General features: G+C 41.9%; 22 protein-coding genes. 11 read left to right on the top strand and 11 right to left on the bottom strand.

The features are described 5' to 3' along the window. Positions 1–222: 222 nt before the first annotated feature. A complete protein-coding gene (locus tag KHB02_RS07130; RefSeq protein WP_213141094.1) occupies positions 223–1,137 on the bottom strand; it encodes a nuclease-related domain-containing protein in 915 nt (304 codons plus the stop codon). A 509-nt stretch (positions 1,138–1,646) separates the two neighbouring features. Here KHB02_RS07130 and KHB02_RS07125 point away from each other — a divergent pair. The 3 genes from KHB02_RS07125 to fumC all read left to right on the top strand — a co-directional run bounded on the left by KHB02_RS07125 (position 1,647) and on the right by fumC (position 7,101). Next, the gene (locus KHB02_RS07125) at positions 1,647–3,404 is read left to right on the top strand and encodes an ABC transporter ATP-binding protein (protein WP_213141093.1); all 1,758 of its coding nucleotides are present in this window, start codon (positions 1,647–1,649) and stop codon (positions 3,402–3,404) included. Beyond that, entirely contained in the window at positions 3,401–5,419 is a 2,019-nt protein-coding gene (locus tag KHB02_RS07120; protein WP_213141092.1) for an ABC transporter ATP-binding protein, read from the top strand. The genes KHB02_RS07125 and KHB02_RS07120 overlap by 4 nt, the downstream gene beginning before the upstream one ends. Before the next feature lie 302 nt (positions 5,420–5,721). Then, the gene (fumC, locus tag KHB02_RS07115) at positions 5,722–7,101 is read left to right on the top strand and encodes a class II fumarate hydratase (RefSeq protein WP_213141330.1); all 1,380 of its coding nucleotides are present in this window, start codon (positions 5,722–5,724) and stop codon (positions 7,099–7,101) included. Between the two features lie 73 nt (positions 7,102–7,174). On the opposite strand, the gene KHB02_RS07110 is transcribed toward fumC, so the two are convergent. Continuing rightward, complete coding sequence (locus KHB02_RS07110; protein ID WP_213116711.1) at positions 7,175–7,378, bottom strand: alpha/beta-type small acid-soluble spore protein; 204 nt, start codon at positions 7,376–7,378, stop codon at positions 7,175–7,177. 317 nt (positions 7,379–7,695) lie between these two features. On the opposite strand from KHB02_RS07110, the gene KHB02_RS07105 reads away from it, so the two are divergent. Beyond that, positions 7,696–7,938 (top strand): hypothetical protein, encoded by a 243-nt coding sequence (locus KHB02_RS07105; protein WP_213141091.1) that lies wholly within the window; start codon positions 7,696–7,698, stop codon positions 7,936–7,938. A 63-nt stretch (positions 7,939–8,001) separates the two neighbouring features. Here the strand turns inward: KHB02_RS07105 and KHB02_RS07100 are convergent, their stop codons facing one another. From KHB02_RS07100 to KHB02_RS07065, 8 genes are all read right to left on the bottom strand, one after another. Continuing rightward, positions 8,002–9,114 (bottom strand): ABC transporter ATP-binding protein, encoded by a 1,113-nt coding sequence (locus KHB02_RS07100; RefSeq protein ID WP_213141090.1) that lies wholly within the window; start codon positions 9,112–9,114, stop codon positions 8,002–8,004. Between the two features lie 110 nt (positions 9,115–9,224). Next, complete coding sequence (locus tag KHB02_RS07095; protein ID WP_213141089.1) at positions 9,225–10,124, bottom strand: PucR family transcriptional regulator; 900 nt, start codon at positions 10,122–10,124, stop codon at positions 9,225–9,227. A gap of 101 nt (positions 10,125–10,225) precedes the next feature. Beyond that, positions 10,226–10,417 carry a hypothetical protein gene (locus KHB02_RS07090; RefSeq protein ID WP_213141342.1) on the bottom strand — a complete coding sequence of 64 codons (192 nt, stop codon included), beginning with the start codon at positions 10,415–10,417 and terminating at the stop codon, positions 10,226–10,228. A 75-nt stretch (positions 10,418–10,492) separates the two neighbouring features. After that, entirely contained in the window at positions 10,493–10,702 is a 210-nt protein-coding gene (locus KHB02_RS07085; RefSeq protein WP_213141088.1) for a YheE family protein, read from the bottom strand. A gap of 73 nt (positions 10,703–10,775) precedes the next feature. After that, positions 10,776–11,822: a YheC/YheD family endospore coat-associated protein gene (locus tag KHB02_RS07080; protein ID WP_213141087.1), complete on the bottom strand. Its 1,047-nt coding sequence runs from the start codon at positions 11,820–11,822 to the stop codon at positions 10,776–10,778. Next, entirely contained in the window at positions 11,819–13,183 is a 1,365-nt protein-coding gene (locus tag KHB02_RS07075) for a YheC/YheD family endospore coat-associated protein (RefSeq protein WP_213141086.1), read from the bottom strand. The genes KHB02_RS07080 and KHB02_RS07075 overlap by 4 nt, the downstream gene beginning before the upstream one ends. Further along, positions 13,161–14,264 carry a YheC/YheD family endospore coat-associated protein gene (locus tag KHB02_RS07070; RefSeq protein WP_213141085.1) on the bottom strand — a complete coding sequence of 368 codons (1,104 nt, stop codon included), beginning with the start codon at positions 14,262–14,264 and terminating at the stop codon, positions 13,161–13,163. Before KHB02_RS07070 ends, KHB02_RS07075 begins: the two co-directional genes overlap by 23 nt. A 5-nt stretch (positions 14,265–14,269) precedes the next feature. Beyond that, the gene (locus KHB02_RS07065) at positions 14,270–15,643 is read right to left on the bottom strand and encodes a YheC/YheD family endospore coat-associated protein (RefSeq protein ID WP_213141084.1); all 1,374 of its coding nucleotides are present in this window, start codon (positions 15,641–15,643) and stop codon (positions 14,270–14,272) included. Between the two features lie 151 nt (positions 15,644–15,794). Between KHB02_RS07065 and KHB02_RS07060 the strand changes: the two genes are divergently transcribed. The 5 genes from KHB02_RS07060 (at position 15,795) to KHB02_RS07040 (ending at position 21,556) form a co-directional block, all read left to right on the top strand. Then, positions 15,795–16,142, top strand: coding sequence for a YlbF/YmcA family competence regulator (locus KHB02_RS07060; RefSeq protein WP_213141083.1), 348 nt, complete (start codon positions 15,795–15,797; stop codon positions 16,140–16,142). 110 nt (positions 16,143–16,252) lie between these two features. Next, positions 16,253–17,122: a Cof-type HAD-IIB family hydrolase gene (locus tag KHB02_RS07055; RefSeq protein ID WP_213141082.1), complete on the top strand. Its 870-nt coding sequence runs from the start codon at positions 16,253–16,255 to the stop codon at positions 17,120–17,122. 242 nt (positions 17,123–17,364) lie between these two features. After that, complete coding sequence (locus tag KHB02_RS07050) at positions 17,365–18,876, top strand: coproporphyrinogen III oxidase (RefSeq protein ID WP_213141081.1); 1,512 nt, start codon at positions 17,365–17,367, stop codon at positions 18,874–18,876. Positions 18,877–19,011: 135 nt separating this feature from the next. Beyond that, entirely contained in the window at positions 19,012–20,631 is a 1,620-nt protein-coding gene (locus KHB02_RS07045) for a long-chain fatty acid--CoA ligase (protein ID WP_213141080.1), read from the top strand. Between the two features lie 133 nt (positions 20,632–20,764). Next, entirely contained in the window at positions 20,765–21,556 is a 792-nt protein-coding gene (locus KHB02_RS07040) for an enoyl-CoA hydratase (protein ID WP_213141079.1), read from the top strand. 40 nt (positions 21,557–21,596) lie between these two features. Here the strand turns inward: KHB02_RS07040 and KHB02_RS07035 are convergent, their stop codons facing one another. Beyond that, positions 21,597–21,782 carry a YhzD family protein gene (locus tag KHB02_RS07035; protein WP_213141078.1) on the bottom strand — a complete coding sequence of 62 codons (186 nt, stop codon included), beginning with the start codon at positions 21,780–21,782 and terminating at the stop codon, positions 21,597–21,599. Between the two features lie 124 nt (positions 21,783–21,906). On the opposite strand from KHB02_RS07035, the gene KHB02_RS07030 reads away from it, so the two are divergent. Beyond that, positions 21,907–22,806 (top strand): ABC transporter ATP-binding protein, encoded by a 900-nt coding sequence (locus tag KHB02_RS07030; RefSeq protein ID WP_213141077.1) that lies wholly within the window; start codon positions 21,907–21,909, stop codon positions 22,804–22,806. Further along, a complete protein-coding gene (locus KHB02_RS07025) occupies positions 22,799–24,052 on the top strand; it encodes an ABC transporter permease (protein ID WP_213141076.1) in 1,254 nt (417 codons plus the stop codon). Before KHB02_RS07030 ends, KHB02_RS07025 begins: the two co-directional genes overlap by 8 nt. Positions 24,053–24,112: the final 60 nt, after the last annotated feature.

The following is a 24,112-nucleotide window of genomic DNA, read 5'->3' as shown; positions in this document are numbered from 1 at the left end:
CTTTATAACGCCCGGGCGAGGATGGAAAGTAAAGCTTCGGTAGTTATGAAGCCCTTATAACGACCGGGCGAGAATGGAAAAGGTACTTCGGTAGTTATAAAAGCTTCATAACACCCGGGCGTGATGGGTGAAGCATGCCTTGGTAGTTATGAAAGCTTTATAACGCCCAAGCGTGAGTGGCTAACACCGAAACCACATTGGAACTGCTCCGATAAAAACACTTCAAACATAATAGGTATACTTTTTCTTTCCACAAGCTTTATAATTTTCAACAAGAACTCGATGAATCAGCTTTTTCGACACTCTATCCCCACACCACTCATAAACCAAATTCACCGTAATCCGCCTCTCCGGAAAAAGCAACACCAACTCCCACACACACCGCAGCACCACAGACTCCATCCGCTCCTCACACCCGCAAGTATTACAAACCATTTTCCTCTCCCCAACAGAAACCGAAAATGAGTTACACTTTGAACAATAAGGACCCTTTTTCAGCCCATCATAACTATAAGTCGGCTTTGGGGGATTTGGATAATCACCTTGATCCAGAGAAATTAGCAGGTCTGCCAGCCTCTCATGGCCGCCATTCAGGTTCGATGGGATATTTTCTAATTTTCTTATGAAGCGATTGATTTGTGTTGGGAGAATAACATGATTGTTTTGAGGAGCATTGTATAGGGTAAATGTGGGGCTAATATGAACTACGTAGGATTCAACCGGCAGATTAAATCTGTACTCTTCGAGAAGTTGCCGCAGCTTGGACTCGGCCTTCAACAATTGAAGGATAGGGTCGTCAATTTCGGTATCATTTTTACAAAAACGGTCGGGATCAGACTTATAAATATAATCTCCTTCAAAATTTTTAACATCAATCAGGTAAATCGTTTTTTGAAAAATAATCACCGTATCGATTTGAAAATGCTTTTCTTTCAATTTAAAGAGTAAGCCATTTAATACAATGCAGTTATTCTTCAATTCTTGGGTAATTGCATCAAACATCACTTCTCCTTGATAGCCTTTTTCAAGAGTGTAGTACTTTCTACCGTCTTTGTCGGAAAGGTTTATCCGCGGGTTTAAGGCCCGTAACATAAGTAACTCCTCTGTTTCACGGCGTGATTTTTTGGGTGTAGGCATAGTCCACATCCTTTCAAATAATTAATATCCCATTTCCCATTCTACTTCAAATTGCAGAAAGTTAATTTCGAATATTTGAAAACTTTGTTAATATTTGTCGACAAAATAGAGCTGTGATAATTCTGAAAAATGGGAATTGACAATTAAAAAATATGGTGTTAATCTTACAAAGTAAGAAAAAAAAGGAAATGGAGGGCTGCAAAATGATTATCTTAAACCACTTAACTAATCAATCAACTGAATATGTAAACGCAGCCACCCCTAAAGGGATTTCCTTGTAATCTACACTTCACTTTTGTATTTACAAACACAGGGCTGCGTTACTTTGTGATGCGCGGCGTGTGTTTTTTATTTAAATAAGAGGCATACTGCACAGTTGCGGCAGTATGTCTCTTTTTTTATAAAAAAAGGAGGAATTAGCATGCTGAAAAGACTCAATGTAAGGCTCGCACACAAAATAGGAGATCTAGAAAGCGGATAGATTAAACCGAAATAGGGGGAATAACAGCATGTTTTCCGTATTAAAGAAATTAAGCTGGTTTTTTAAAGAAAATTGGAAGCGCTACCTAGTAGCGGTCACTTTACTTATATTCGTGGGGTTATTAGATGTCATACCGCCCAAATTAATTGGCTTGGCGATTGATGATATTCATTCAGGGGCGATGACAAACCGAAAAATCTTCATGTATCTTGTCTATCTCACCATCATTATGGTTTCATCCTACGCCATCACTTATATATGGCAATATCAATTGTTCGGCGGTGCTTTTTTAATCGAAAGAAAGCTGCGCTCAAGATTTATGGGCCATCTTTTAAAAATGACGCCGGCCTTTTTTGAAAAGAATCGTACCGGGGATTTAATGGCTCGGGCCACCAACGATTTAAAAGCTATTTCCATTACAGCCGGATTCGGGATTTTAACGCTTGTCGATTCGAGTGTCTGGATGCTGACGATTCTGTTTACGATGGGCTTTTTCATCAGCTGGAAGCTGACCTTGGCGGCGATTCTGCCGCTGCCAATCATGGCCATCCTGATGCAAATTTACGGCAAAAAGATCCACACTCGCTTTACCGAAGCACAGGATGCCTTCGGCGAATTAAATGACCGCGTTCTTGAATCGATTGCCGGAGTAAGAGTCATCCGTGCCTATGTCCAGGAAAATGCGGAGCGCGAGCGGTTTCACGAATTGACCGAAGATGTTTATCAAAAAAATATAAACGTCGCCAGAATCGATTCGTTATTTGATCCGACCATAAAAATACTGGTCGGCCTCAGCTATTTAATTGGCATTGGTTACGGAGCCACGCTCGTTTTTCATCAGGCTATCACCTTGGGAGACCTCGTTTCCTTTAATGTGTACCTGGGGATGATGATTTGGCCGATGTTTGCGGTCGGCGAACTGATCAACGTAATGCAGCGGGGGAATGCCTCGCTCGACCGGGTCCATGAAACACTCAGCTATCAGGAAGAGGTCCAAAACCCATCCCAGCCAATAAAGATAACCAAAGCAAATCCAATCAATTTCGAAAAAGTAACGTTTCGTTACCCATCTTCGAAAACGGATAATCTGCAAAATGTCACCGTCAAGCTGCTTCAAGGTCAGACCCTTGGGGTTGTCGGTAAGACTGGCAGCGGAAAAACCACTTTTATCAAGCAATTGTTGAGGCAATATCCACTTGGAACAGGCGGACTTTCAATCGGCGGGGCCTCCATTGAGGACCAAACACTAGAACAAGTGCGCCAATGGATTGGCTATGTCCCGCAGGACCATGTACTTTTTTCAAGAAGTGTAAAGGAAAATATTCTGTTCGGCAGTAAGGATGCATCTGAGGACGACCTAGAGACCGCCATTGACCTAGCGGCTTTTCGCAAGGACCTGCAAATGCTCCCGGAAGGTCTCGAGACACTGGTTGGGGAAAAGGGAGTCGCGTTATCGGGCGGGCAAAAGCAGCGGATTTCGATTGCCCGTGCGCTCATTAAAAATCCGGAAATACTGATTCTCGATGATTCCTTATCTGCAGTAGATGCGAAAACGGAGAAGAAAATCATCGACAATATCCGAACAGTAAGAAACGGGAAAACAACGATTATCACTACGCACAGAATGTCTGCAGTCCAGCATGCCGACCATATCATTGTCCTTGATGAAGGGGCCATTATTGAGGAAGGAACCCATGAACAGCTGCTGGAGCGGGACGGCTGGTATAAAGAGCAATTCTTGCGCCAGCAGGTCGAAGCCAAAATCGAAGAGGAGGTGTCGGCATGAAGGTTGGCAGACGCTTAATTAATTACGCTTTAATTTATAAAAAAATCATTATCGCGGCCCTGTTCATGCTGACCATCTCGGTCGTTACGGATTTGGCCGGACCATTTATCGCAAAGAACATCATTGATCAGCATATTTTAGGGATTGAGTCGGTTTGGTATGAAACAGGAGCAAAAGACGATAAAGCCGTTAGCCATAACGGAACGTTTTATAAACGGGAAAAGTATTTTACAAACGGCGAGGAAAAAGGAGAAAAAGTACGGATCCTTCAGGTAGGAACAAAGTTTGTGTTTATCGAAAATGACCTTGAATTTGATGGGAAAAGAAGTCTCAAAGGCAGCAAACTAATGATCACAAACGGGAAAAAGCAAGCAGAATACCCTGCAAAAATTATCAAAGGGCCAGAACTTTTAGCGTTCTATCAGCCAGAAATTCCGGGGATCTTTAAACTGCTGGCAGTGTATTTTGGACTCTTGGTGGTTTCGGCCGTTTTTCAATACGGCGAGCACTTCCTTTTGAAAAAATCAGCCAACCGAATTATTCAAAAAATGCGTGAGGATGTGTTTCATCATATTCAAAGACTTCCAGTCCGCTATTTTGACAACCTTCCGGCAGGCAAGGTCGTTGCCAGAATCACAAATGACACCGAGGCGATTCGTGAGCTTTATGTAACCGTATTGGCAGCCTTTTTTACAAGCGCCATTTATATTACTGGCATTTACTCAGCATTGTTTATTTTAAATGCAAAGCTGGCGGCAATTTGTTTACTGCTCTTGCCCATTTTGTATATTTGGATTTTGATTTACAGGAAGTATGCTTCCAGATATAATCGGGTGATTCGTTCGCGGAACAGTGAAATCAATGCGATGGTTAATGAATCGATTCAGGGGATGAATATTATCCAGGCCTTCAACCGTGAAAAGGAAACGATGAAGGATTTTGAGAATCTGAACCGTGGCCATTTTACCTATCAAAATAAACTGTTAAACCTGAATGCCTTAACAGGTCACAACCTGGTGGGGATTTTAAGAAATCTCGTGTTTGTGGCATTTATCTGGTATTTTGGAGGCCAGGCACTTTCACCTTCAGCTGTCATTTCTTTAGGAATGCTGTACGCTTTTGTCGATTACATCAATCGGCTGTTTCAGCCCGTCCAAGGCATTGTCAACCAATTGGCCAATCTGGAGACAGCGCTTGTTGCTGGTGAGAGGGTATTTACGCTGATGGATGAGCCGGGGGAAAATGTCAGTCAGGAACGAATTTCACGGATTAAAGGCAATGTCACATTCGAAAATGTTTCTTTTGGTTACAAAGACGGTGAATATGTTCTAAAGAATATTCAATTTGAGGCAAAGTCTGGGGAAACGGTGGCGCTTGTTGGCCATACCGGTTCCGGGAAAAGCTCCATCATGAATCTTCTTTTTCGATATTACGACTTTCAGAAAGGAAAAATCTTGATTGACGGAAAAGATATCGAATGCTTCCCGCGGCAAACAATCCGTCAGCATATGGGGATTGTCCTGCAGGACCCGTACTTATTTACAGGAACAATCGCCTCCAATGTGAGTCTAAATGATCCGTCCATTACAAGTGAAAAAGTCGAAAAAGCATTACGAGATGTTGGTGCGGAAAAAGTTTTTAAAAACCTAGAAAACGGTTATGACGAACCGGTTATTGAAAAAGGCAGCACTTTATCAAGCGGTCAGCGCCAGTTGATTTCTTTTGCCCGCGCCCTTGCTTATAATCCGGCTATTCTCATTTTGGATGAAGCCACCTCCAGCATTGATACTGAAACGGAAGCGCTGATCCAAGAGGCGATGGATGTCTTGAAGAAGGGAAGAACAACCTTTATCATCGCCCACCGTCTGTCGACGATTCGAAATGCGGACCAAATTCTCGTCCTAGACCGCGGCACCATCGTCGAACGCGGGACTCATGATGAATTAATGGCGCTTAAGGGAAAATATTATCAAATGTATGAGCTTCAGCTTGGAAGCACAGACATGGCAGGTTAATTGAAAAAGTTCATAAAAAATTCATTTCTTTGCGTTAAAAGTGTAATTTTAATCACTTGTCATCCTTTCACCCCGTGATATTGTAGTTTTAATTCAAATAAAAAATGGGGTGGCAAATCAATGTCAGATTACACAGTTGTTCTAACCATTGGCAGTTTTTTAGTTCTTACGTATTACATTGGCTATACACTTATTAGCAGACATTAAGGCTGCGGACAATGTTCCGCAGTTTTTTTTATTTATAAAACAGATTAGTTTGGGAATACATATGAAAGGATGATAAATAGTGAGGTGGAAAAATGATGGTAAAATTCAGAATTGAACACGATACCTTGGGGGAAGTCCGTGTTCCTGAGGATAAATTTTGGGGAGCACAGACGCAGCGGAGTAAAGAGAATTTTAAAATCGGGATGGAAAAAATGCCGCTCGAGCTCGTTTATGGTTTGGTTTACATTAAGCAGGCGGCTGCGATTGTTAATCATCAGCTCGGTAAATTGAGTGAGGATAAAATGAACGCCATCAAAAAGGTGTCTGAAGACATCTTAGCAGGACAACATGATGAACATTTTCCATTGGCGGTATGGCAGACAGGAAGCGGTACACAGTCCAATATGAACGTCAATGAAGTCATTGCCAATCGCGCTAATGAATGGTTAAAAAGTCAAAATAGCACCGAAAAGATTCATCCAAATGATGATGTTAATATGTCGCAAAGCTCAAACGATACTTTTCCGACGGCAATGCATATTGCTGCCTTTATAAAAATTACCGAAAATCTTATTCCGGCAATACAGGAATTAAAAAATACGCTGATAGAAAAGGAAAAAGCCTTCGTAAATATCGTAAAAATCGGCAGAACCCATCTGCAGGATGCAACACCGCTTACTTTGGGGCAGGAAATCAGCGGCTGGAGGTATATGCTCGAGAATAATGAGCGAATGATTACAGAGGCATGCCAGCACCTGCTTCAATTAGCGATCGGCGGAACTGCAGTCGGTACGGGAATCAACGCTAGTCCGGAGTTTGGCGCAAAAGTCGCTGAAGAGCTCCACAAGCTGACTGGTTTCCCGTTTCAAACATCAGAAAATAAATTCCACGCTCTGACAAGCCATGATGAAATCGTTTATGTCCATGGGGCTTTAAAAGCTTTGGCGGCCGATTTAATGAAAATTGCCAATGATGTCAGATGGCTTGCAAGCGGCCCGCGCAGCGGCATCGGCGAACTGACGATACCGGCCAATGAGCCTGGAAGCTCAATTATGCCAGGGAAAGTGAATCCAACACAAAGTGAAGCATTGACGATGGTTGCCTGCCAAATCTTTGGGAATGATGCATGCATTGGCTTTGCCGCAAGCCAGGGCAATTTCGAATTAAATGTATTTAAACCGGTGATTATTTATAATTTAATCCAATCAATCAGGCTTTTAACCGACAGCATTCGTTCCTTTAATGTCAACTGTGCAGTTGGCATTGAAGCAAATGAAGAAGCTATTAAAGAGCATGTGGGACGTTCGTTAATGTTGGTTACCGCCTTAAACCCTTATATCGGCTATGAAAAAGCAGCTGCAATCGCCAAACTTGCCTTTAAAGAAAATAGCACCCTGAAGGAAGCGGCAATCAAAACGGGGTATCTGACCGCTGAGCAATTCGATGAGTGGATTAAGCCAGAAAAAATGGTGTAAACAAAGGAAAGCCCCCTCCAAAGGAGGGGGCTCTTAGCCATATTATGAACTTTTATCAATAAGGTTTACTTAATTAGCGTTGGAAACCGCCAAGTTGAGATTCAGCCATAGCGACAAGACGCTTAGTGATTTCTCCTCCAACAGATCCGTTAGCGCGAGAAGTTGTGTCTGCTCCAAGATTTACGCCAAATTCTTGAGCAATTTCATACTTCATTGAATCAAGTGCTTGTTGTACTCCTGGTACTAAAAGTTGGTTAGAGTTGTTGTTGTTAGCCATAGTTAGTTAACACTCCTCTTTTTAGTTTTGGGGTTAGTATGGAGTTGAACCATAATGGGATTATTACCATAGCCTCCTAGGCCTAACCCATGATAATTGTTTTGGTTGGATGAACCGGAGTTGCACCGGTTGTAACCCTGTCTGGCTTCATCCATCGTTGTAAGTGATGTTTGTTTTTCCTGGTGGGGTGTTGCTTGTAATCTTATTATGACTAAATCTAAAAAGCTTATTCGAAAATTTTAAGTGGAAATTTATTCTATATCATAGGGGGGACAAAGTGACGCAAACTAAAGAAAACAAATTAAAGGGTGAATTAGATGAACGTATGCCCGGTATGTAACGGCTTGAGGGAAGTATACTTATTATGTGCCAATTGCGGAGAGCCAATGTTGGAAAGCGGCAGACTTCAAGATTACTACGATGATTACAGCCCCTATATGGAAATTGACTTGATGAAAATGGAGGATGGTTACGCAGATACCTATTCTGATCATAAGTGTCCGCATCTTTATCGCTGCCATGCCTGCCATAAAGATGATGTTATCTTTATTAAAGAATAATCAAAAGGTCCTGACCTCATTCTGCGGTATTGCAGAGTGGTCAGGACCCTAAAGAATCATATTTTATTTTTCGCTTTGTGGGCGGATACGTAGCTCTGTTTCCGTATCGAAGAAGTGGGCCTTGTTTAAATCAAATGCCAATTCTAATTTATCGCCAGGTCTTACATCGCTGCGAGAATCAAGGCGGGCCACATAATCTTGGCCTTCGATGCTGGAGTAAATCATTAATTCTGCACCAGTTAATTCGGCAACATCAATATGGGCAGCAATCTTTGTACCTGTGGAAGCTTCAATAAACAATGGCTCGTCATGAATATCTTCAGGGCGGACACCAAGGATCAGCGATTTGCCGACATAGCCTTGTTCGCGAAGGAATTTCATTTTTCCTTCCGGAACAGCAATGGAGGTTTTACCAATGATAAATTTGCCGTCTTCTAATTTTCCGTTGAAGAAGTTCATCGCTGGTGATCCGATAAAGCCGCCAACAAAGACATTTTCAGGCTTTTCATAAACTTCTTTTGGTGAACCAACCTGCTGGATGATGCCATCCTTCATAACGACTAATCGGGTTGCCATTGTCATGGCCTCAGTTTGGTCGTGTGTTACATAAATAGTTGTTGTATTTAAGCGGCGGTGAAGCTTGGCGATTTCAGCGCGCATTTGCACACGAAGCTTGGCATCAAGGTTTGATAATGGCTCGTCCATTAGGAATACCTTTGCATCACGAACGATCGCACGGCCTAATGCAACACGCTGGCGCTGACCACCTGATAACGCCTTCGGCTTACGAGTTAAATAAGCTTCAAGGCCAAGGATTTTAGCTGCTTCTTTCACACGGCGGTCGATTTCATCTTTAGGAAATTTGCGAAGCTTTAAACCGAATGCCATATTATCATAAACGGTCATATGCGGATAAAGCGCATAGTTTTGGAAAACCATTGCAATATCGCGGTCTTTTGGTGCTACGTCGTTTACGCGTTTGCCATCAATGAGAAAATCCCCTTTTGAGATTTCTTCAAGACCGGCAATCATTCTAAGTGTCGTTGATTTTCCGCATCCGGATGGGCCGACAAATACGATAAATTCCTTATCATCAATGTGTAAATTGAAATCTTTAACTGCCGTTACCTTGTTGTCGTAAATTTTATAAATATGGTCTAATTTTAATTCAGCCATGTTCACAGCCTCCTTGTGGTTGTTTGTACTTTAAGTTTACAAGGAAAGCGCTTTAATCGATATGGTCAGGCTGCACAAATATTGAAAACGCTTTTTTGGGCAGATTGACATTATCCCTCTTGTTCAAATAGCAGGCATGCTAAAAACACGATAAACGCACCGTTAAAATCCTTTAATACTATTCCTGTTTTATCCACGAATTTATCAATCCGATATTGCAGTGTGTTTCGGTGAATATATAACTTTTTAGCTGTAAGACTGGCATTTAAATTGGTTTCAAGAAATACTTTTATCGTTGAAAACATTTCCGGATCATCACCAAAAAGCGAAAAAACCGCTTCGGGAACCATATTTTTTATTTCAGCAGGTAAGCGGGCAGAAAGGTAAGCCGGAAAAATTCTTTCAAAAGAAAAAATCTTTGAATTGTGCACTTTCACTAGAGCAAACTGGAATAATTCTCTTTCCTCTTGGAAGAAGTCCTTTAACTGCTTAGAAAAAGGATGAACTTTTCCGATGAAAAAAGTGACACTTTCATAAAAATCGCTTTCCAATGTTTCTGAAATGGCCAACAATTCTTCTTCGGAAAGAGAAATTTGTTTTTGTTCCTCTATAACCACACCTTTGGAGTGACTTTCCCAAAGAAACACAGCCTCATCCGAAAAGAAGCCTTTTAACGCAGTTTCCATTTCCTTTTGATCTGTATCATCGCCATTTAAATGAAATTGGATAAAGCGAAATGACGTGTCCTGCTTCTCTGAAGGGAGAACCCCATTTAAAAATAAAAACTCATACCAGGTGTTTACTCTAGACGACACGGCTGAAGACTGCTCCACCAGTTCATACAAAGTCTTTAGAAGGTGGAGCTCTTTTTCACTAATTTCTTTTTTGGGAATACCCAGCCATTCATCGGAGGACTGGTCGTAAAACAGATAAAGCTGTTCAGATGGCACATCTGGCCTTTCGGAAAACAGCAGTGAATTTTCATATACAGTAAGTAATTTTCTAAGCATCGTTCATTTCCCCATTAGATTTCTTAGAGCCTATTATACCAGTTTCAATTTGTTTCCACAGAAAAATTGCCGAACCCTCTAAACTGGCTCGGCAAATGTTATCATGTATTTTCATTTGGCGGTGATTCTTCTATTAGATCGCGCGCTTCTTCAATATTTGTTGAATCATAACGGGCGTGGACAGACCCTCCGGACATTCCTTCATTAATCATTCTGTCAATATCCATGTAAGCCATGTCTCTGCCTTCATATGCAGACCCTTCAGTGATAGGCTGTTCATTTTTTTTAGTCACGTTCAACCATCCTTTCCTTCTAATTCGTTTTTAGTTTGTACAGAAAGGATGGAGTTTCATGCAGGGAATAGTCGATTATTCATATACATGGTAAAGCATTAGCTCGTGAATCTGGCTCGTCAATGCCTTCAAATCTTCTTCGGCAGGAGGATTTGAGGTCCATTCAAGGTTTCCTGTTTGGTGATAAACTCCTGTATATCTCTGTTTTTTAAAATAGAAGGAAATATTCCAGCCGGGAATATTGGTATTTTCAAAAAGCGGCTTATATTGAAAATGCATGATCACCTTATTGTCCTCCTCTAACACCTTGTATTACTTATAGCTTACCTTGTTTTGAATATTATGCAAATAAAATTTTTTATGGGCAGGAGCTTGTTAAGTGGAGGAAAATACGGCATAGCTGGTCAATTTTTTTCTCTTCAATTTGTGATTCATCAAACCGCATTGGTTTTGAATTCACCTCATAAATATAATATTTTCCACTTTTGCTCATGCCGGCATCAATGGAAAATTCCCCGAAAAAGCCAAGCTGTTCCGATAATGCTTTCCCAATGTGAGGGATAATCATTTGAAAAAACTGATCATGTTCGTTCGTTTGCAATAAAGAGTAGGGAAGAAGTCTTCCCCCCGCTGGAATATGGGTGGTGACTCCTTGTTCCTGGGATTGCCGGATGCCGACGCCGGTTAGTGAATAATCCCCTTTTTCGGCGTGGGCAATAATCCGAAAATCATAGCGAAAACCCTCATATTCAGCAGAATTGATATCAATCTGTGCCAAATAGGTTTTCGATAAGAGCAATTCGCTCCAATCCTGCCAAAAATCTTCAAAAGATGGGTAGCAAATGCTTCTTTTTCTTGACTCAAATTGGATGTATGGCGAGGATAAATGCCTGATGCGAAAAACGCCCTTTCCCTTTGATGAGGCTGCCGGCTTTAGATAAACACTAGAATTTGCTTTCAATAACAATTCCAGGTCTTTTTTTTCTTGAAGGAGAATCGTCTTCGGTACGTAATCTTGGAGGACAGGATGGTTTTCCATTAGTTGATAAAGCTCGTATTTATCTATAAAACCTGGGTTGAAATAGGGAATTCCTTTATCCTTTAAAAGCTGAAAGAAGCTTTTACATTCTTCGGTCTGTTCTGTTTTTCTGAAGGGAATTCGGTTATACACCAAATCTGGATAGGGGAAAGAGTTCTTTATCCAGCGATTTTCATCGGGTGAATAGCTGAATCCTTCAATATATTCCGCTCCTGCCCCTTCAAGGGTAAAAATAAAGCTTATTCCATTAAGCGAAATAAGCTTTTTTTGCAGTTTGATAAAAAGTTCCCCGTTTCCAGCGACTGTTCCATCGGATTTAAGCGCGGTCATGATGCCAATCACCGGCCCTGCTTGTTTGTCGATCATTGATAAAGTTCCTCGGGATGCAGTAAGGCTTGCTCGGTGAGAAAAACGGCGAAGGCGAGGGACAATTTACGTGTCAATAAATCAAATTCTTTTAATTCCGGATGGCTGAAAATCGAACGGCCGGGTTTGGAATTTGCCTCGAACAGCCAGACATCGCCGTTCCGGTCAATGCCCAAATCAAAGCCAATTTCGCCGATAATTCCTTCGACATTTCGGTCTAATGCATGACTTAAGGAAAGGGCAGCATTGGAAAGCTTCTCTTCGAACATGCCGGCATCTTCAGCAGGAAAGATTTCGCTAATCGTTTTAATTTCTCCGCCGCTCCTCTTATGAGTGGTCGGGCTTCCCGGCCCGGCTATTTTTGCTGCAAGCGCGGAAACATGCCAGCAGCCTGTTTCGTCCTTGTTCGTATGGATGCGAAAATCAACGGGCCGCTGCTCGTTGCGAACTAAATGAATCCCCTGTTGGACAACCATTTTTTCAAGCGATTGCTTCGCGAATACCCGCTCAAACAATTTCTCCAGGCTGTGGAATTTTTGTAACCTGTTTGCCCCGTCGTCATCTTGATAACGGCAGTAATAGTCGTTTGTGTTTTTATCAAAAATAATTTGATGAATGCCAAAGCCAAGACTGCCGTTTTTCGGCTTTATATACACATGCCCGTATTTAGAAAGCATCCTCTCAATCAAGGAAAAAGAGGTAAAAGGATGGGTCTCAGGAAGGTATTTATCAACCGAATGATCTTGGAGAAGCCGTTCGTAAATATCTAACTTGTTGAAAAAGCCGGGATTATACCAAGGGATTAAATATTCCTGTTGAAGCCGTTTTTTTACTTTAACTAATTTGGGAATTCCTTCACTCCTTCGGTTTGGCAGACGATCATAAATGACGTTAGGGAAAGGGACCTCCCGCTGTTCCCAATCTCCATCGTGGAAAAAATAACCCTCAATCGTGCCCTGTTCCCAATCAATATGCTGCTCTCCGAACACAAAAGCGAGGGCTCCGACGTTTTTATTTACGGATAAAAGCTTGGAAAAGAACTGTGTTCTCTCGCCGAGGAGCTGATCAGGAAGCAGTGTAAATCCAGCCGTAAAAATGCCAACAAGAGGACCGATGTACAGGGTTTGATTATCTAAAAAAACATGGAGCGGCAGCTTAAATTCCGGAAATTGGAGTTCTTTTTGTATGACCCTGCTCATCACAATCCGATCTTTTCGGTCAGGATGGGGCAGAAATTCCACTGCCATTGAATTTGAACCAAAAGCAATTCGCTTAGGCCCATTTTCTTGAAGGAGGGAAGGAGGGCAAAAAACAATCAATTGATCATTTTGGACGACCTCAATGAGATAACGTTTTCTCATAGATGTTCTTCCTTTCTTGGTCTTTCGATTCCGACAGGTATTTTGCGTAAAGCAGCGGTGCACAGTACAGCTTTTCTTTAAGATTGGGCCGGGTTTGCAAAATAACCTTCCTGCCGGGCTTTGAATTCATATCTAAAATCCAGATCGAGCCGTTTTTGGCGATGCCAATATCGACACCGATTTCAAAGAGCGGCAGGAAGCTTCTTTCAAGAAGGTGTGGTAATTCTGTAAGAATGCTGGTTAATTCCTGCTGAATAAATTCCCTTCTCGCTGCAGGCAGGGAAGCTGACCATTCTGAGAACGCTGTTGCCATCCCGCCTGCACTTAAATTCGATAAAATCCCGCCGCTGGTACCGATTCGCACTCCGCGCCCAATTTCTCCCCAATTGCCATGCTCATTTTTTTGCAGGAGAATCCGGATGTCAAAGGGCTGCAATTCACTGTTGGTTAATTCAAGATAAGGCTGCATAAGATATTGATGCCGCGCGAGCAAGCTCTTAAGCCAATGCGAAAATTTTCCTTCGTTTGGAAAGATCCTTGATATAATCTGTTTTTGTTTTTCTGTTTTAACATGAATCGATTTGTCATTTTTCTTCAAGGAATAAATGCCATAACCCTGTGAACCGTTAATGGGTTTTATGACAATCTTTTTTCCACTGTTTAATTCTTTTAAAATTCCAACCGTATCGATTACCTGCTTTGTCGGCGGCAGATAGGCAGATAGCTTCGTGTCTTTCAGCGCCTGATAGAGGTCTAGTTTATTAGGCAGACCATATCCTAAAAAGTTAATATCCTTCCTGCTTTTTAGCCACGATACTATTGGAAGGCATTGTTTCGATTGGTCATCCTCTCCGTAGAAGCAACGGTCATAGAGGATGCGGGGGATGGGGAATTCGGCATTGACCCAATTCTTTTGTTCAGCGTCAAATTTTTTCCCTTGAACCTGAAGTGTATTTGGATTGATATTGGTTGGAACGAAGCGAAAAGCTTCAATTCCTAAGTCTTTTGCATGTTCGGCCATTTCCGTTATATAGGGGGCCTCTGTTTCTAGGTTTAAGGACATAATGCCAAATGTAATCAAGTGAATTAAACCTCCTTTTCATTCAGGGTTTCAAAGGCCAGGCTTGTGCAAAAGCGAATGATGGCTTTTGCAGACGGTCTGATTTTCCCTGAATCATCTTCAAATACCTTCGATGGTTTTGAGTTTACTTCAATCAGCCAGGGTTTCCCCTTTTCATCAACGCCGACATCAATCCCCAGTTCGCCGGTAATTCCGGAAGACAGCGCACTGACCTTTTCGGCGGTTTCCAACGACAGCTCTTTTATTAGCTTCAATGTTTGCAAAGCGGTTTTTTGGGACATTTTGGAACGTAAGGCAGTTACCGGTTTTATCGTATGGCCGCCCCTGGAAACATTGGAGACAAATTCTTGTTCAGCCCCGATTCTTGCAACAATCGAGGTAATTTCCCACTTTTTTTCATAATTTCGATGGACTAATACCCTGAAGTCCATGGCAGATGATTGATAGTCAATAAAAGAAATACCCTCCTGAACAATACAAATTCGGTTTTGCAGCAGTAATTTTATTTCTTGATAGATTTCATGTGCTGCTAGGGCTGGTAATGCATCTGCCTGGGATTGGCCTGAAGTTTGGAGGGTAAATTGGTCTTCCGCAATTTTTTCCAGTTTAATAATATTTTTTCCCTGGCTGCCATGAATCGGTTTTATAAAAATGGTTTCATAGGTTTGCAGGAAGGAATGTAAAGTATCCCTTGAGAGCAAGGCTGTCTCGGGAATGTAGGATGACAAATGATGTTCATTTTTCAACTGGTCGTATACTTCCCATTTTGAATGAAAGCGATCATTGAAGATGGGAATGGCCAGTTGTTCAAGAATCTTTCGAAATTCAACAAATTCTTGTTTGTTTTCTAGTATTCGAGAATGGATTCGATTGTAAATAACATCAGGGGCAGGTGGGCTTGTTCCTATCCAGCTTCCGTTTTCAAAATAATAGCCGTGCTGTAAAAAATGTTTAAAAGAAAACACATAAAGAAAACCGCCATTTTCTGACACCACCTGATGGAGATCCTCACAAAACTTATGAATGGAACGGAAATTAGGTTCTTCACCATCCTTCGGTGAAAAATCTGTCAGCAATCCGATGACCGGACCAAGCTTAAGTGTGTTGGACTCAGAAAAGTATTTTGCTTGTAGGTTAACCTTTCGGACAGGCAAGCAAAAATAGGTAAAGACTTCCTCCGGCACATGCAGTTCCCGGGGAAGGGTATCGATGATTTGGATATTGGCACGAATTGTTTTTGTGCCGACCATGATTTGTAATTCGCGGTGATTCTCCATTTGCAGGTCGTGATACAGCCTGCGGGACATTTTAATCAAATGAGAATTCGTTGCTTCGGATTTCTCTGGTAAAATTGTTATGCTTGTTAATGAACGGGACATAATCACTCCTCATTCTTTATTAAATAGGCATCCGCTGATGTAGTATCCTATGTAAAACCAATAGGGATGGTGATTTGAACATTCTCGCATTCCCTTGAATAGTTTGATATAGTTGGGAAGTATTGTTAACCAAAAAGGAGTGAGCCCGCAAATGGCAGTAAATTTATATGATTCCGCCTATGCTTTAGAAAATGCGATCCGTCAAAGTGATGAATTTAAACAACTACAGCAAGCTTATCAAGAGGTAAATGCCGACCCGGCAGCGAAGCAGTTGTTTGATCAATTTCGCCACATCCAAATGAATTTGCAGCAAAAACAAATGATGGGACAAAACATTTCCGAGCAGGAAATTCAGCAGGCCCAAGCAACCGTCGGAGTTGTTCAGCAAAATCCGAAAATCGCCCATCTTATGCAGGTGGAACAGCGAATGAATAATGTGATCGGGGAGTTAAACCAGATCGTCCTAAAGCCATTGGCTGATTTATACGGACAAATTTAATTTTTTAAGAAGCTGCCAAGCCTACACTTTTACAAGCACTGTTCTATAAATTGGTGAAAAATCATAAAAGTGATATAAAGGGAATTTCACCAAGAACAGGGGGCAGCATAATGATTTATCGCTTACTTGCGTTAAATATTGATGGCACACTCTTACAAAGCAATGGAAAAATCCATAAATCGACAAAGGAAGCCGTAGAATATGTTCAGCAAAAGGGGATTTATGTCACACTCGTTACATCACGGAGCTTTCACTCAGCCAAGAAGGCAGCGAAAGCCTTAAAGATATCATCACCGCTCGTCACCCATCAGGGGGCATTCATTGCGCGGGAGGAAAATAAGCCGGTATACGTGAAGCGGATTAATGAGGAAATTACCTATGATACTATTCGTCTGCTCGAGGCGCTGCCGTGTCAAATCCGTTTAGTTCACGAGAATTTTTCGATTGCCAATAAATATAAACTGCATCAGCAATTATTAGCAAAAACGGTTTTCACCACAGGCGACCCTTTTGTTTATTCACAGCAATTTGTCGAATCCCTCAGCGAATATTTGCATGATCAGCCGGCAACTCCTACGAAGATTGAAGTCTATTTCGAAAATAAACGCGATTTAGAGGATGCCAAAACCGCCATTGAAAAAATGTTTACGGAAATCACTCCGATTAAACTTGATTCATTGCGGCTCGATCTTGTTCCGGCAGGAGTTTCCAAACTTAATGGGTTAGCGTTTCTTGGCAGCCAGCTCGGTTTCCAGTTAAAAGAGATGGTCTATATCGGTGACAGCCTTGATGACATCCCGTTAATTGAAGCGGCTGGTCTAGGTGTTTCGATGTGGAATGCTCCTTTTGAGGTGAAGAAAGCATCGGACTGGGTAACAAGGTCGGAAAACGAACATGGCGTTGCTTATATGGTGAAGGAACACTTCAGAAAGCAGCAGCCAATCGAATTTTTAAGAAAAATGAAGATTATCAAAAATTAATCTTGAAAAAAGATATCAGGGTCGGTCTCTGATATCTTTTTTGCTAATAAGAAAGTATAAACTTTCTGTCGAAAGCTTTATACTTTCTTAACGCATAAATTCAACTACGCCTCTGTCTTCGTCCTGGCGGACTCGCCAATCGGCGAGTTTTCATTTATATGCTCCAATGATTTCCACTATATTGACCTTATTTTTGTGATTTTGTACACTTAAAGAAGTTTATTTTTGAAAGGTGATAAAGCTTGCGAATTTCGATACTAGGCTTAGAGGATGAAAGATTCAATCGGCCATTGACGCTAATTGCGAATTTATTTTTTGAAGAGTCACAGATTTTGACATCTCAGACGGATGATGCTGATATACAGATTTTATTTCATTTACAGGTTGAGGAAAAAATCGGTGTTTCTGCTGAATTAACGGATGGGAACGGAAAAGTCCTATCTGCTGAATATCAGCGGGATTTTAAGGAAGCCGATTCTGAAAAAGAACGGTTTAAGCAGATTAAAAATGCCGTTTCCCACGTTTATTTAACGGTTCTCCAGGACTTGACCGGCATTACGCAAAAATGGGGAATTTTAACGGGTGTTAGACCGACTAAGCTGCTTCACAAAAAACTGCAGGAAGGCATTCCAGCTGAAGTGGCCCATCGGCAATTAAAGGATGAGTATTTAATTACTGATGAAAAAATTGCACTGATGCAGCACATCATTGACCGGCAGTTGACGGTTGTTCCAGACCTTTACTCGCTCGAGCGGGAAGTGAGCATTTATATTGGCATTCCGTTCTGCCCGACCAAATGCGCCTATTGCACGTTCCCGGCTTATGCTATTAACGGGCGGCAGGGATCTGTTGATTCCTTCTTAGGCGGCCTTCATTATGAAATGAGGAAAATCGGCGAGTGGCTGAAGGAAAAAGGGGTGCGGATTACAACCGTTTACTATGGCGGCGGCACACCCACAAGCATTACCGCTGAAGAGATGGACATGCTCTACGAGGAGATGTACAACTCGTTTCCTGATGTCACTAAAATTCGGGAAATTACTGTGGAGGCGGGACGTCCAGATACGATTACCCCGGAGAAGCTTGACGTTTTGAAAAAGTGGAAGATTGACCGGATTAGCATTAACCCACAATCGTATACGCAGGAAACATTGAAGGCAATCGGACGGCATCATACGGTTACGGAAACGATAGAAAAATATCACTTGGCTCGAGAAATGGGGATGAATAATATCAATATGGACCTTATCATCGGCCTTCCCGGTGAGGGTCTGACAGAATTTACCCATTCCTTAACGGAAACCGAAAAACTGATGCCAGAATCACTGACGGTTCATACTTTATCCTTCAAGCGCGCGTCTGAAATGACGAAGAATAAGGAAAAATATAAGGTGGCAGACCGGACTGAGGTTGAAAAAATGATGAATCTGGCCGAGGATTGGACCGCTGACCATGGCTATGTCCCTTACTACCTATACCGCCAGAAAAACATCCTGGGCAACCTGGAAAATGTCGGCTACTCCCTGCCAAATCAAGAAAGTATCTATAATATCATGATTATGGAAGAGCAGCAGACTATTATCGGACTTGGCTGCGGGGCATCGAGCAAATTCATTGACCCTGTCACTGGGAAAATTACGCACTTTGCCAACCCGAAAGACCCGAAATCCTATAATGACGGATTTGAGGCATACACAGAAGAAAAGATCAAAATATTAGATGAGTTATTTTCAGAAAAAGGATCTCCTGCTTAATATGAAGCAGGGGATTTTTTGTTGGTAGCGTGTTCTTAATAAAGGATTATTTTCCCCAATGTCGAATATTTAAGAGGAACCGCCTCATAGGATACTATGGGGTTAAAACGTATTTACTAAAAGGGGGAATAAGCTATGATGCAAACACCTTTAACAATGACGCAAATGCTAGAAAGGGCTGAAAGGTACTTTCCAAAGAAGCAGGTTGTCTCAAGAACCGCCAGCGGCATTCAAAGGCTTACTTACAAAGAAATTGGCCAAAGAACTAGAAAGCTTTCCGATGCCTTGACCAAGCTAGGCGTTGAAAAAGGCGATAAGGTGGGAACATTGGCCTGGAACCATCACCGCCATCTTGAAGCATACTTCGCCATACCGTGTATGGGCGCTGTCCTTCACACGATTAACATCCGTCTTTCACCACAGCACATCAGTTATATCATCAACCATGCCGAAGACAAAGTACTCCTAATCGATTCTGACATCCTCCCGCTTATTGAAAAATGTAAAGATGAACTTAAAACCGTAAAAGCTTTTATTATCATGACAGACGAAAAAGAGGTCCCTCAGACCACACTCTCACCTGTATATCATTACGAAACACTATTAGCCGAAGCAAACCCAGAATTTCAATATACCACTCAAATTAATGAAAACGACCCAGCCGGGATGTGTTATACTTCCGCGACTACTGGAAATCCAAAAGGAGTCGTATACTCTCACCGCGGAATTTTTCTGCATAGCATGGCGATAGGTTTAGCTGACACTTTAGCGCTTAGTGAAAAAGATGTTGCCCTTGCAGTTGTCCCAATGTTCCATGCAAATGCTTGGGGAATGCCGTTTGCGGGTGTTTGGTTTGGAACAACGTTAGTCCTTCCGGGACCCAATTTTACACCAAAGCTGCTAGCTGAATTGATTCAGCAGGAAAAAGTGACCATAACAGCAGGGGTTCCAACGATTTGGATGGGACTGCTGAAAGAACTTGAAGAAGGTAGCTATGATCTAAGCAGCCTAAGAGGAATCCTGTGCGGAGGTTCTGCAGCGCCTAAAGGAATGATTAAAACATTTGAACAAAAATACAATATTCCCTTTATGCACGGCTATGGGATGACTGAAACAAGCCCGCTTGCTGTATTCTCCTCATTAAAAAGCTATCAACAGGACCTCGATTACGAGGAAAGATTGGAATTAAGAGCTAAACAAGGAGTTCTTGTCCCTGGACTAGAGATGAAAATACTGGGCCAGAACGGTGAAGTCGCATGGAACGGCACGGAAATGGGCGAATTATGCTTAAGAGGACCATGGATTGCTTCCGAATATTATCAGGATGAACGGACGAAGGATGCTTTCCACGATGGCTGGCTGCACACCGGGGACGTCGCTACTATTGACGAAGAAGGGTTTGTTAAAATAGTCGACAGAACGAAGGACCTGATTAAGAGCGGCGGGGAATGGATCTCATCTGTTGATTTGGAAAATGCTTTAATGGCCCATGAAGCAGTGTTTGAAGCGGCCGTTGTGGCGGTTCCCCATGAAAGGTGGCTGGAACGCCCAGTCGCCTGCGTTGTGCTAAAGGATGCCTATAAAGGAAAAACAACTAAAGAAGAGCTCTTTGAATTTCTTCAGCCTCAATTTGCAAAATGGTGGATTCCGGACGATATTTTATTCATCGAAGAAGTTCCAAAAACCTCTGTAGGGAAATTTTTGAAAATGGCTCTTCGTGACCAGGTGCAAAAGGAAGTAAGTCAAAAAGGTTAATAGACGAGGGCAAGGGGGGCCAGCCCTTTGTCCTTTTTGCCCGTGGAAAATTCAATCTATTACGAAAGTTTGTTTTTATTCTGTTCATTTCTCTATATAATGAAGATGAACAAGTTTATTGGGGGGATTGGAAATGGCTTTAAATTTTGTCACAGAAAAGGTGAACTTACAAGTAGATGGCCGGGTAGCCACATTGGAAATGAATCGGCCGGAAGCGCTTAACGCAATGGACGTGGATATGATAAAAGGCCTTGTCAGCAAACTGAAAGAAATCAGCGAATCGGATGATGTGGATATCCTGATTTTAACTGGAAAAGGAAAGGCGTTTTCAGCCGGGGGAGATATTAAAACAATGCTGTCTGATATGGACGAGAATGGATTTCTTCCGCTCATGGACTGTATCAGTGAGCTGGTGATCACCTTATATAGCATGCCAAAATTAACAATCAGCGCGATTACCGGTGCGGCAGCGGGCTTAGGGTTTAGTTTAGCGTTAGCAACCGATCATATAATTGCTGAAAAATCTAGCAAACTGGCAATGAATTTTATCGGCATAGGGCTAATCCCGGATGGCGGTGCCCATTTCTTCATGGAAAAAAGATTAGGAGAAACCAAGGCCAAGCATGTTATCTGGGAGGGTAAAATGATGAGTGCGGAGGAAGCGCATTCAATCGGTCTTATTCAGGAAGTAGCTGAAGGCGATCTGCAGGATGCTGTACATACTAGAGTGGCAGATTGGCTGCAAAGACCTGTTCAAGCGATGATCAAAACGAAAAAGATATTGGCTGAAAAGAATCGCCCGCAGCTCTTAAAAATACTGGAGCTAGAGAAATACGGCCAGCAGAAAATGCGCGAAACCGAAGACCACAAAGAGGGAATCAAGGCGTTTATTGAAAAAAGAAAGCCAAATTTTATCGGAAAATAAAACAAGAGGCTGTCATAAGACAGCCTCTTATTGCTGATTTTTAAGCATGGAAAAGTAGCAGTTTGCCTGCAGGAGATGTGCAGCGGTGCGTTTTATCTAGTAAATTTTTCTCTGATAATAGTTTTTCCCCCTGCGCTTTTGCAGCATCATCGTTTTCTGCTTGGAAGGCTTCGTCTAAAATCTTTTCTCCATTTGCCTCAAACGCCGTTAATTTATAAGTTTTCATTCCACATACCCCTTTTTAAAAAAATTCTTACTATTATTTTTGCATAATTCTATAAATTGTGCAAAGAGAAAATTAAACCCATAATATGGTATATTTGTATTGTAAGAGGAAAGGAGTAGGTAAAATGGTACTTAAACTGGAACGGGTTACCAAACGTTTCGGAGAATTTACTGCTGTCAGCGATTTATCTCTGACGATTCCGGAAAAAGAAATGTTTGGTTTTTTGGGGGCAAATGGCGCTGGGAAAACAACAACGTTTCGAATGATTTTAGGTTTACTCGATGCAAGTTCCGGTAACATAACCTGGGACGATCAACCACTCAATTATTCTACCAGCCATTTGGTGGGCTATCTCCCTGAAGAGAGAGGGCTGTATCCAAAACTAAAGGTCCGGGAACAGATTGTTTATTTAGCTAGATTAAGAGGAATGCCTAAAAATGAGGCTTTAAGGGAGCTAAGAAGCTGGCTCGAAAAATTTAAAATACCCGAATATGAAAATAAAAGAGTTGAAGAGCTTTCGAAAGGAAATCAGCAGAAAATTCAATTCATTGCTGCTGTGATCCATAAACCGAGGCTGTTAATATTGGATGAACCGTTTAGCGGACTGGACCCTGTCAATGTCGAGCAGTTAAAAGAGGCAGTTTTAGGGCTAAAGGAAAACGGAACAACCATTGTCTTTTCCAGCCATCAAATGCATCATGTCGAGGAACTGTGCGAGCATCTCTGTATTCTGCAAAAAGGAAGTCCCGTGGTTCATGGTTCCTTAAAGGAAATCAAGCGCGCCTATGGGAAAAAGAACCTCATTATCCATGCGGATTTTTCCTTGGAGTCGATCAAAGACTTTCCTGGTGTGGTAAAGACGAAACCGACAATGGAGGGGCTGGAATTACAGATTGAAGGGGAACAGGTCGCGGAAGGAATCCTCAAGGAAATTGCCGGGAAAGGCTTGCTGCGAAAATTTGCCCTTGAAGAGCCGTCATTGAATGATATTTTTATCGAGAAAGTAGGTAATGCATATGAATAATTTTTGGATTATTTTAGTACATACCTACCTGAATAAATTGAAAAGCAAATCCTTTATTGTTACAACCTTTTTGACAATCGTAATTGTCCTGGGGTTAACAAACTTTCAAAATATCATCGAGATTTTTGATAAAAACGGCGGTAAAGAGAATGTTGCTGTCCTGGATGAGACAGGCAAGCTTTACGAGCCTTTCAAGCAGCAATTGAAAACAATCAATAAAGATATAAACTTAACATCTTATAAAGGCACTGAAAAAGAAGCGGAAAAAGCGGTCGAAAATGGTAAGTTTACTGGATTGCTTGAATTGCGTTTTAACGAAGAAGGGCTTCCGGAAGCGGGCTATAAGGCAATGAGCATTGCTGATTCTGCGTTGTATACGGATCTTCAGACAGGCTTACAGCAGGTTAAAACGATGCTCGCCGCTTCGAAAATTAATTTGGCACCTGATCAGCTGCAAAAGCTTTATGAGCCGGTTTCGTTTGAAAAAACAGCGCTTGAGAAAAATGCGAAAACAGAAGAGGAACTCAATCAAGCACGCGGACTTGTCTATGTCCTCTTATTTATCATCTATTTTGCTGTCATCATGTATGCCAATATGATTGCCATGGAGGTGGCAACGGAAAAATCATCCAGGGTAATGGAAATCCTGATTTCAAGTGTCTCGCCAATCAAGCAGATGTTTGCGAAGATTCTTGGGATTGGACTGTTGAGCCTGACACAATTGGCGGTATTTTTGATTGTCGGCTATTTTTCTCTTACAAAAAATATGGAGTCCCTCAAAGACGGATTCTTCGGAGTGTATGGGTTTGGCGATATCCCGGCGGCAACCATCGTCTATGCAGTGATTTTCTTTATCCTTGGCTATTTTCTTTATGCCACCCTAGCGGCCTTTTTAGGCTCGCTGGTCAGCAGGATTGAGGATGTCCAACAGATGATTACCCCGATGACGTTATTGGTTGTTGGCGGTTTTATGATTGCCATGTTTGGCCTTGGCAAGCCAGATGCTGCGTTTATTACCATCACGTCCTATATCCCGTTCTTTACGCCAATGATTATGTTCCTCCGTGTTGGAATGCTGACCATTCCGGTTTGGGAGGCTGTTTTGGGGATTGCCATCCTTGTGGCAACGATTGCCGTATTAGCTATTTTTGGCGCACGAGTCTATCGCGGCGGTGTTTTGATGTATGGCAAATCCAATTCCTTTAAAGATATTAAAAAAGCTTTGCAATTAACAAAAAACCAATAGTCAGTCTGAGCTTTACCATTTATGGTAAAGCTTTTTATTAATCATAACAAGAACGTGCAT

The sequence above is a fragment of the Neobacillus citreus genome (genome assembly GCF_018343545.2).
GTDB classification, from domain to species: domain Bacteria; phylum Bacillota; class Bacilli; order Bacillales; family Cytobacillaceae; genus Neobacillus; species Neobacillus citreus.
Note: the sequence above shows the minus strand (reverse complement) of the source record. Positions and strands in the feature narration are given on the sequence as shown.

Coding starts and splice junctions, on each gene's coding strand:
- KHB02_RS07130 (WP_213141094.1), bottom strand. CDS start 1,137: ATGCCTACACCCAAAAAATCACGCCGTGAAACAGAGGAGTTACTTATG.
- KHB02_RS07125 (WP_213141093.1), top strand. CDS start 1,647: ATGTTTTCCGTATTAAAGAAATTAAGCTGGTTTTTTAAAGAAAATTGG.
- KHB02_RS07120 (WP_213141092.1), top strand. CDS start 3,401: ATGAAGGTTGGCAGACGCTTAATTAATTACGCTTTAATTTATAAAAAA.
- fumC (WP_213141330.1), top strand. CDS start 5,722: ATGGTAAAATTCAGAATTGAACACGATACCTTGGGGGAAGTCCGTGTT.
- KHB02_RS07110 (WP_213116711.1), bottom strand. CDS start 7,378: ATGGCTAACAACAACAACTCTAACCAACTTTTAGTACCAGGAGTACAA.
- KHB02_RS07105 (WP_213141091.1), top strand. CDS start 7,696: ATGAACGTATGCCCGGTATGTAACGGCTTGAGGGAAGTATACTTATTA.
- KHB02_RS07100 (WP_213141090.1), bottom strand. CDS start 9,114: ATGGCTGAATTAAAATTAGACCATATTTATAAAATTTACGACAACAAG.
- KHB02_RS07095 (WP_213141089.1), bottom strand. CDS start 10,124: ATGCTTAGAAAATTACTTACTGTATATGAAAATTCACTGCTGTTTTCC.
- KHB02_RS07080 (WP_213141087.1), bottom strand. CDS start 11,822: ATGATCGACAAACAAGCAGGGCCGGTGATTGGCATCATGACCGCGCTT.
- KHB02_RS07075 (WP_213141086.1), bottom strand. CDS start 13,183: ATGAGAAAACGTTATCTCATTGAGGTCGTCCAAAATGATCAATTGATT.
- KHB02_RS07065 (WP_213141084.1), bottom strand. CDS start 15,643: ATGTCCCGTTCATTAACAAGCATAACAATTTTACCAGAGAAATCCGAA.
- KHB02_RS07060 (WP_213141083.1), top strand. CDS start 15,795: ATGGCAGTAAATTTATATGATTCCGCCTATGCTTTAGAAAATGCGATC.
- KHB02_RS07055 (WP_213141082.1), top strand. CDS start 16,253: ATGATTTATCGCTTACTTGCGTTAAATATTGATGGCACACTCTTACAA.
- KHB02_RS07045 (WP_213141080.1), top strand. CDS start 19,012: ATGATGCAAACACCTTTAACAATGACGCAAATGCTAGAAAGGGCTGAA.
- KHB02_RS07040 (WP_213141079.1), top strand. CDS start 20,765: ATGGCTTTAAATTTTGTCACAGAAAAGGTGAACTTACAAGTAGATGGC.
- KHB02_RS07035 (WP_213141078.1), bottom strand. CDS start 21,782: ATGAAAACTTATAAATTAACGGCGTTTGAGGCAAATGGAGAAAAGATT.
- KHB02_RS07030 (WP_213141077.1), top strand. CDS start 21,907: ATGGTACTTAAACTGGAACGGGTTACCAAACGTTTCGGAGAATTTACT.
- KHB02_RS07025 (WP_213141076.1), top strand. CDS start 22,799: ATGAATAATTTTTGGATTATTTTAGTACATACCTACCTGAATAAATTG.